This window comes from Nocardiopsis protaetiae (assembly GCF_045446735.1).
In the GTDB taxonomy this organism is placed as follows: domain Bacteria; phylum Actinomycetota; class Actinomycetes; order Streptosporangiales; family Streptosporangiaceae; genus Nocardiopsis; species Nocardiopsis protaetiae.
In genome coordinates this window covers 37,669-45,628 of the sequence record NZ_JBJJBV010000016.1, presented here as the reverse complement: position 1 = coordinate 45,628, position 7,960 = coordinate 37,669, and the positions used below count along the sequence as shown (strand labels likewise).

Annotated in this window: 9 protein-coding genes; 5 read left to right on the top strand and 4 right to left on the bottom strand. The window is 71.0% G+C overall.

The window, feature by feature from the left end; all coding sequences use genetic code 11:
* Positions 1-216: 216 nt before the first annotated feature.
* Positions 217-714: an ASCH domain-containing protein gene (locus ACJOT3_RS04395; protein WP_406969023.1), complete on the top strand. Its 498-nt coding sequence runs from the start codon at positions 217-219 to the stop codon at positions 712-714.
* A 395-nt stretch (positions 715-1,109) separates the two neighbouring features.
* A complete protein-coding gene (locus ACJOT3_RS04390; protein WP_406969021.1) occupies positions 1,110-1,628 on the top strand; it encodes a GNAT family N-acetyltransferase in 519 nt (172 codons plus the stop codon).
* On the opposite strand, the gene ACJOT3_RS04385 is transcribed toward ACJOT3_RS04390, so the two are convergent.
* The gene (locus tag ACJOT3_RS04385; protein ID WP_406969019.1) at positions 1,625-2,518 is read right to left on the bottom strand and encodes a hypothetical protein; all 894 of its coding nucleotides are present in this window, start codon (positions 2,516-2,518) and stop codon (positions 1,625-1,627) included. The genes ACJOT3_RS04390 and ACJOT3_RS04385 overlap by 4 nt on opposite strands.
* Positions 2,519-3,111: 593 nt before the next feature.
* Between ACJOT3_RS04385 and ACJOT3_RS04380 the strand changes: the two genes are divergently transcribed.
* The 3 genes from ACJOT3_RS04380 (at position 3,112) to ACJOT3_RS04370 (ending at position 5,014) form a co-directional block, all read left to right on the top strand.
* Entirely contained in the window at positions 3,112-3,549 is a 438-nt protein-coding gene (locus tag ACJOT3_RS04380) for a glycine-rich domain-containing protein (RefSeq protein WP_406969017.1), read from the top strand.
* A gap of 132 nt (positions 3,550-3,681) precedes the next feature.
* Positions 3,682-4,341, top strand: coding sequence for a class I SAM-dependent DNA methyltransferase (locus tag ACJOT3_RS04375; protein WP_406969015.1), 660 nt, complete (start codon positions 3,682-3,684; stop codon positions 4,339-4,341).
* A gap of 217 nt (positions 4,342-4,558) precedes the next feature.
* Positions 4,559-5,014: a CYTH domain-containing protein gene (locus ACJOT3_RS04370; RefSeq protein WP_406969013.1), complete on the top strand. Its 456-nt coding sequence runs from the start codon at positions 4,559-4,561 to the stop codon at positions 5,012-5,014.
* Positions 5,015-5,525: 511 nt separating this feature from the next.
* Here ACJOT3_RS04370 and ACJOT3_RS04365 read toward each other — a convergent pair.
* From ACJOT3_RS04365 to ACJOT3_RS04355, 3 genes are read right to left on the bottom strand one after another with little or no spacing between them, the layout of a single operon-like run.
* Positions 5,526-5,708 carry a hypothetical protein gene (locus ACJOT3_RS04365; protein ID WP_406969011.1) on the bottom strand — a complete coding sequence of 61 codons (183 nt, stop codon included), beginning with the start codon at positions 5,706-5,708 and terminating at the stop codon, positions 5,526-5,528.
* Positions 5,705-6,787, bottom strand: coding sequence for a hypothetical protein (locus tag ACJOT3_RS04360; RefSeq protein WP_406969009.1), 1,083 nt, complete (start codon positions 6,785-6,787; stop codon positions 5,705-5,707). The genes ACJOT3_RS04365 and ACJOT3_RS04360 overlap by 4 nt, the downstream gene beginning before the upstream one ends.
* A complete protein-coding gene (locus tag ACJOT3_RS04355) occupies positions 6,778-7,839 on the bottom strand; it encodes a hypothetical protein (RefSeq protein ID WP_406969007.1) in 1,062 nt (353 codons plus the stop codon). The genes ACJOT3_RS04360 and ACJOT3_RS04355 overlap by 10 nt, the downstream gene beginning before the upstream one ends.
* Positions 7,840-7,960 lie beyond the last annotated feature (121 nt).

Here is a 7,960-nt window from a genome sequence, read left to right as displayed (position 1 = left end):
CCCGCTGGCCCCGCCCCGAGCGCGCCGACGGCCTCTGACGTCGCGTCGACCGCCCATGGCGCCTGCCCCGAGCGCGCAGGAGGCCTTTCCCACGGCGGAGACCGAGGAAGTCCCCTCTTCCCTTCGTCCTCCGGGGCAAGGCTCGAAGTACCTCCGGCCCACACATGCGGCTGCGCGTCTTCGCACAGGTACTCGCCGCACCGGCGCGCGGGCGCCATGTCCGCCGACCTGGAACCCTGGATGCTCGACACCGCCAACCGGCCCGGCAGCATCGACGCCTTGCTCTGCCGCGTCGGCAAGCCCCTCATCCCCAAGGAACTCGGACGCCTCATGCACAATCGGACCGCCGACCTCGAACAGCGCCCCAGGACACACGAGATGGGCATCTACAAGCGCTACTTCGACCTCATCGCCTCGGGGAGGAAGACCACCGAGGTCAGGGTCGACGACGACAAGCGCAAACGGCTCGCGGTCGGTGACCTGCTGCGGTTCAGGTGCCGGGACGAGGAGGTCCTGACCCGCATCACCCGTCTGGCCCGGTACTCGACCTTTGCGGAGATGTTCGACCACGAGCCGGAGGCCTCGACCGACCCGACCGCGAACCGTGAGGAGCAGCTCCGCAACATCCGCGCGATCTACCCGCCCGAGCGCGAGGCCCTGGGCGTGGTCGCCATCGGCATCGAGCTTGTGGGCGAGGAGGAACAGCCGGCGTAAGAACCGCGACAGGCCTCCCTCACCCACCCGCGTCGGCGAGGGAAAGTGCGGGCGGCCGATCGGCCTCACACACGACCCCTTCGAGGACTGGGACGCAGAAGACCATACCCCCATGGCCGAACGATCGTTCGCTGCTCTGCTGGTGGCCTCCCACGTTCTGGCGCCGCGACCACGCGGCCACATGACGTCCGATTTCAAGCCCCCAGGACTCACCGGAGGTCAACTTTGACCACCACTAGTCAAACTTGTCTTCCGGGCTGGCCCACAGGTGCACCGAACAGAGGTATCCGCTGGCGGACCCTGGGGGGATCGCGATGGGCTGTCGCCGCAAAGGGTTCGCGCCGTAGGGTCGAGCGGCCGGGCACCGCGTTCCTTCGCCGAGAGGATCAGCCTTCTTGTTCATCATGCGACCCGCCACCGGGGACGACGTGTCCGGTGTGGCCTCGATGATCACCGCACGCTGTGAATGGATGGAGAGGCACGGGTTGGAATCCTGGCGCGAGGATGTCGACGACCTCGCCGGGCAGGCCGGGCGCGGCTTCATGTGGGTGCTCGAAACCGAGGGCCGCATCGTCGGGTGCACGACGGTGATGACGCAGGCGCTGCCGCAGGACTGGACTCCCGAGGAGGCCGCCGAGCCGAGCCTGTACCTGTTCACGACCGCGACCGACCCCGCGTACCGGGAGCACGGGCCCGGAACCCTGATCGGCCTGTGGGCGGTCGACCGGGCCGCGCGTCAGGGCCGCCGCTGGGTGCGGCAGGGCTGTTATTTTCCGGAGCTCGTCAAGTACTACAAGACCCAGGGATTCGCCCTGGTCAAGGAGCAGGACCGCAACGCCGGACGCCTGTACCTCCTCGCCCGCCGCGCCGAACACCTCGACCTCACCCAGCTCGGCCTGGCGAGTGACCGCTAAAGGGACTGCACGGCCTCGCGCAGCGTTCGGCCACCCGGGTAGTCGCCCAGATCGGTCACCAGGTGCCGCAGGCGGGTGCGGGTCGTGGCCCGGATTCTCTCGGCAGGAACCGTCTCTATGACCTGCATGCCCAGCCCAGTGGCGGTCTCGCCGTCCCGGGCGGCCGCGTGGGCGCGGGCCTGCACCGCCACGGCGGCGGCCCAGCCCGGCGCCCCCACCCTCTTCAGCCCCGCCGAGGACTCGGCATGGGCAAGGGCATCGGCCGGATCGTGGGGCAGCGCGGCCTCGGCCAGGTGCAGCTCGAACTCCGCCCGGTCGAACCCGAACCGCCCCGGCACCTCTTCGCCCGCGTCCATGTGGCGGCGGGACTCGATGATCGTCCGGGCCAGCTCTTCCCTGTCGCCGAGCTCCGCCAGGGCACGCGCACGGCACCACGCACCGATCTGAGCCCGCCGCAGCGGAGTGTCCGCGAACCCCGCGGCCCGGTCCGCCGACTCCAGGGCCTCCCCCGGTCGGTCCTGTCCCAGCGTCACCATGGACTGGGCGCCCAGGGCCCATCCCGCCAGCCACCGGTCACCGACCTGTTCGCCCACCCGGGCCGCCGTCCCCAGGTGGATGAGTGCCCCGGCCGGGTCCCCCGTGTGGTGGGCGAGGTTGCCCAGCAGCGCGGACAGCCACCCGAGCGCACGCCGGGTCTCCGTATCCGAGTGCCCCATGAGCAGCCCACGGCAACGGGCCACCTCGGCGGCCAGGACCCGGGGCGGGTAGTCGCTGTACCGCGCCTCATAGAACTCGATCGCCCGCTGGGCGAGATCGGCCGTACCGGAGCCGGGCCCGGTCAGGGCGATGCTGTCGGCGACGGCGGCCAGTTCGGGAAACTCGGCGGGCATCGGCTGCTCCTGTCGCGGCTGCGGTATGCGGTGACCGTACCAATCAACAAGAGATCTCGGCAGGGGAACACCCAAGTGCGCCGGGTTCGCCGCATAGACGCGGGCCAAGGCCAGGACGTAGTCCGGGCCGGGGCGGGCCTGACCGTGCTCCCAACGGCACAGCATGGCGGTGGTCAACCCGGGGGGAGCCAGCCCATCGAACCTGTACACCTCCGCGACAGCCTCCACGACGTGTGGACGGGACCACCCATAGGCGAGCCGCCATGCCTCCAACCGCGTGATGGGCAGGTCGCGGATGATCTGCCCGGCGATCGCCGGGACGGTCGCACCGTGGCGCTGACAGTCGGCACGAATACGGGCAGCGGCGCGGGCGAGCTGGGCACGGGTGGCACGTGTGACGCGAGCGGCCTTCACATCCGTCTCCCGAAAAGGGGCGGGGGATTGGGAGCGTACCCGCGCCGCAGAGTGCGCAACATTGCCGCCACGGTCAATGTTCGCTCACCGCGGCGGCATTGATGCGCCCGAGCCGCGAGGCGTTCTCTGGGAGAAACAGCCGGCAGGTCCCCGCCTCCGGAAGAAACGAGAGATGGCCGATGACCACAACGGACACCACCACCCGCGTTCCCCGCGCCTTCATGCCCCCCGAGGTGTGGGCGCGCCAGGTCCTCCTGCTCACCCGTGACCACCCGTGGGACACCGTCATGGCGGAACGGTGCCTCGGGCAGGCCGTGGCCTACCTGATCACCGCCATGGAGAAGTGGGGCCAGGGCCTGGAACTCGGCTGCGGCCCGCTGGTGGACATCGCCGTGCACGGATTCATCCTGGACACGGTGAACTACCGCGAGTTCTGCGCCGTCCACTTCGATGGCCGGTTCCTGGAGCACGTCCCCGAGATCGCGTTCAAGTACGACGGGACGGTGGTTCGCACCGCCCACATCATCGAGGCCAACGGCTTCGCTGTGGACTGGCCGCTGTGGGACCGCGACGCCGCCAAGTGCAGCCCCTGTCACCCGGGGAGCAACTGCCACTGACGACCGGCTGAAATCCGGGCGAGGCCGACACCTGCGGAGGTGTCGGCCTCTATCGCTGTTCACCTGCCATCTCAGTGGTGTCGTGGCTAACGTGGTGCGGGTCCCCTCTCCCCAGCTGCGAGGACCACGACCATGGCCGACCCGACCAGGGATGTCCCGAGCTACTGGGACCGGTACACCCGGGGCATCACACCGCAGGCTCCGGAGGAGAGGCTGGCCTCTGCTCTGGAATGGACCCAATACGCGGGACACGGACCCGGTGTCGAACTACTCGGGCAGCCCTCTTCCGCCCTGGAATTGGGATCCGGGCGGGGGAACGCCGTCGCCACGCTGGCCTCCCTCGGCGCGAAGGCCGCCGGAGTGGACCTGTCTCCGGTGGCGGTCGAGCAGGCGCGGACACGGTGGGGGTATCTGGGCGCGGAGTTCCACCAGGCGGACGCGGTCGACTTTCTGGAGGGCGCGCCCCGGCGGTGGGACACCATCTACTCGGTCTGGGGAGCGGTGTGGTTCACCGACCCGGAGGTGTTGCTCCCGCTGGTGTACGACCGGCTGGAACCCGGCGGGAGCTTCGTGTTCTCCCACGCTCCCGCGATCCCGGGGTCGTACGGAGCGCAGGGCATGTACGGGGGCGGGTTCAACGGCCGCCGGGTGTGGGTGTACCGGTGGGCCTACGAACCCGCGGAGTGGGAGCGGATCCTGACCCGCCACGGGTTCGAGGAGGTGCGGGTGTGGGAGGAACCCGCGCCGGACCCGGAGCACGTGGGAACGCTGATCGCCACCGCCCGCCGATGACCGCCGTCAGACCACCCCAATCGCAGCCGGTGGCACAACAGCCCTCACCCGCACCTACACCGTTCTCGGTCCGGGAGGAATCTCATGGGCATCGAGGTCGAGCGCAAACGCGCCCTCGGAGACGATGCCGGGCCGCTCTCGCGCCGTCTGGTCGAGCAGGGTTGGCATGAAGTCGGCGTGGATCGGGAGGTGGACACCTAATTACAGCCGCCCGGATGTGGACTACCTGAAGACCATGGAGTGCCTGCGGGTGCGTCGGCGCGGCGATGAGTTCGCGGAGATCACCTACAAGCCCGCCTCCACCGACACCACACACAGTGCTGCGGGGGCGATCTCCAAACAGGAGACCAACGTCGGCCTGGCCAACGCCGGGCTCGCGTCCGACGCCGAGGCGCTGCTGGAGCTGATCGGGATGGTGCCCCTGGCCCGGGTGGACAAGGCGCGCACCTCCTGGCGGCATCCGGACCTGAGCGAGGTCACCGTCGCCGTCGATGAGGTCCAGGGCGCAGGGACGTTCGTCGAGGTCGAGGTCATCAGCGACGACCCGGGCGAGGCCGAGCAGGTCCTGGCCCGGGTGGAGGAAGACCTCGGCCTGAACGGACACCCGGTGGTGGCGATGCCCTACCGCGACCTCGTGCGAGCCACGGAATTGGGCCGGCTTCCCGGCCACTGACCGACAGCAGCCCAGAAACCGCGAGCTCTCCGGCCCATCCCCGCATGCGCGGGGGTCGGCTGGCTTGACCTGGTGGAAGTCCGGCCCCCACGGTCCATCCCCGCATGCGCGGGACTTGGCCCTCGGCGTACACCCCGGCCTCGCGCAGGCGCGGTCCATCCCCGCGTGCGCGGGGCTTGGCTGTCCGTGGGCAGGTCCAGGTAGGACGCCACCGGTCCATCCCCGCGTGCGCGGGTCTTGGGCGTCCGGTCTGGGTGCGGCGCTGGATCTCGGCGGTCCATCCCCACGTGCGCGGGGCTTGGAGTTAATGACCTGGGCAAACGCGGGGCGTTATCTCCGCGTTATATACCCGAGACGGCCATGGAAGCTCGGCTCCGATCACTGTTGCATGAACGTCAGGGTGGCCTCAAGGCCAACAGCTACTCAGCGGTGGTGCGGATGACATATCCGGTTCCGTGCTTCGGTCGGGGGTGTCTCTTTTGACCTCATCTGTGAAGGCGGGGGCGCTGGGCTAGGGGGTCGCCAGGCAGAGGGTGGGGAGCAGTTCCCCTGCCGGGTCGCGTTCCGCGAGTCCCTGGGCGACGAGTAGTGCCGTTGCGGTCTTCGGGTCGTCGACGCGGCCCATGTCGAACAGTGCCGCGACCGTGTCCGGACGCAGTGGAACCGGGGGCTGCCAGGGCAGGTGAAGTTTCACCGGTCCTCCGTGAGTTCGGACAGGCGGAGGGCGGCCTCCTGCGCACGAACCAGGGAGGCCAACGACTCGTCGTGGAGATCGCGGGCCGCTCCCGCTTCGATGACCCGGTCGGTGATCGCCCCGAGTTCGTGCGCGGAGGTACTGTCCGTGCGCTCGTCGTCGGCGGCGCGAACGCGATCCGCGTACTCCTCCAGGAGTTCGATCCGTCGTTCGAGGTGGCCGCGCTCCTCTGCGAGGGCCACCCGGGCCCGTTCGGCCGCCGCGCGGGAACGTTCCCCCGTGATCGGGGTGGCCTCGATCTCCCGCAGCGAGCGGGCCAGATCCCCCAGCCCTCGGGCGATGGTCCACTCGGTCTCGGCCAGCACGACTTGGTTGCGGACCGAGTCGAGGAGCAACCCTTCGCGATGCAGTCCGGACTCCAGGACCGTGTCCACCGCCTGTTGGGTCCGTGCGAGCAGGGCGCGGCCTTGATCGTCGAGCGCGTCCGGGGTGACATGGCGCCCCTCGTAGGACGCGGCCACGACGGGCGGCGTCTCCTGTTCCGCCTTGCGCTGGCGACGGAACGTGAGGTGCAGGGCACCGGCGCTCCAGATCAGCGGGACGCCGACGGCCACCAAGAGCCCCCACCACGCCGGGATCAACGCGTGGAGGGAGTACAGGAGCAGCATCGGCACCACGGCGAAGACCAGCAGCGCCACCAGGAACGGCTGCCGGACGGGTACGGGCCCGGTGTCCCCCGCCGCAAGGCGGCTCAGGGCCGCCGACAGGCGTTCGGCGTCCTCGGCCGGGAGGGTCGGGTCCAGGACCGGACGGACCGGCACCGGTTCCGTCGGGGCCTCCCCCGTGGCGGAACGCTCCAGGGCGGCGCGGGCCTCGTTCCCGCGTGCCGTCAGGATCAGCAGCCCCTGGGGATCGCGCTCCGCGAGCCCCTGGGCGATGAGCGCCGCCGTGGTCTGCGGGTCCCCGGTGACCGGGCAGTACAGGTCGTCACGCCCGGGGAAGGGCCGGGCGGCGAGCAGCGCGGCCGCCGTGTGTGCTCGGAGGACGACGGTGTAGCCGTCCGGGAGGGTCAGGTCCACGGCTTCCCCTCGTCGGTGAGCTCGGACAGGCGCAGGGCCAGTTCCTGGGCGCGGACCAGGGAGGTCAGCGCTTCGTCGTGCAGGTCGCGGGCGGCCCCCGACTCCAGCACCCGGTCGGCGATCGCGTCGAACTCGCGCGCCGAGGCCGCGTCCGCGCGTTCGGCCTCGAAGGAGCGCACCCCCGTCGCGTACTCCTCCAGGAGCTCGATCCGCCGTTCGAGGTGGCCGCGTTCCTCCGCGAGGGCCGCGCGGGCCCGCTCGGCCGCCGCGCGGGATCGCTCCCCCGCGACCGGTGTGCCGTCGGCACGCGCCGCCTCGCCGGACAGGCGGGCCAGGCCGCGGGCGATGGCCCACTCGGTCTCGGCCAGCACCACCTGGTTGCGGACGGTGTCGAGCAGCAGCCCCTCGCGGTGCGGGTCGGAGTCCAGGATGGCCTCCACCGCCCGCCGGGTGCGTTCCAGCAGCGCGCGGTACTCCCCCTCCACCCGTTCCGGGAGAACGTAGTGGTCGGCCAGGGCCTCCAGAACGTGCCGCGGCTCCCGGCGCTTGCGGGCCCGCTCCCCCAGGTAGGAGGGCACCATGAGCCCGGCCGCCGTGACCACGGCCACGGGGGCCAACACGGCGAGGGGCAGGTCCGACGCGGGAATCCAGAAGGCCACGAAAACGAGCGCCGCCGCGTAGCCCGCGCGCAGGGCCGTCCAGCCCCGGGCCCGGAGTTCGGGCCCCGCTTCCGGGTCGGCCAGGGCCGACAGCAGCGCCCGCCGGCGGTCCTCCGGGAGCCGGGGGTCCAGGATCACCCCGGCCGTGTCGTCGCCCGCCGCCGGGGACATCAGGCACGCGCGCACCTCGTGCCCCAGCGGCGTCAGCCCCAGGAACCCCTGCCGGTTCCGTTCCGCGAGCCCCAGGTCGATGAGCGCCGCGTTGCCCGGCGCCCCCAGGTACACCGGCGACCACACGTGCGGGTCGTCCGGCAGCGGCTCCGCGCCCAGCACCGCCTCGGCCAGTCCGCGGCTCAGGGGGATCGTGCGACCGTCGGCGAGTGTGACGTCCAAGCGGATCCTCGGGGGGCCGGGGGATACAGGGGGATTTCGTCCTCTTTTATATCGGACGGGCGGTCAGCGGTCCCGGTTTCGGCAGGCCCCCGGTGGATAGACTCCCGCTCGACGTCCCCCA

Bases quoted from the DNA above. Each gene is read 5' to 3' on its own strand.
- ACJOT3_RS04380 (WP_406969017.1), top strand. From the start codon at position 3,112: ATGACCACAACGGACACCACCACCCGCGTTCCCCGCGCCTTCATGCCC.
- ACJOT3_RS04385 (WP_406969019.1), bottom strand. From the start codon at position 2,518: ATGCCCGCCGAGTTTCCCGAACTGGCCGCCGTCGCCGACAGCATCGCC.
- ACJOT3_RS04395 (WP_406969023.1), top strand. From the start codon at position 217: ATGTCCGCCGACCTGGAACCCTGGATGCTCGACACCGCCAACCGGCCC.
- ACJOT3_RS04375 (WP_406969015.1), top strand. From the start codon at position 3,682: ATGGCCGACCCGACCAGGGATGTCCCGAGCTACTGGGACCGGTACACC.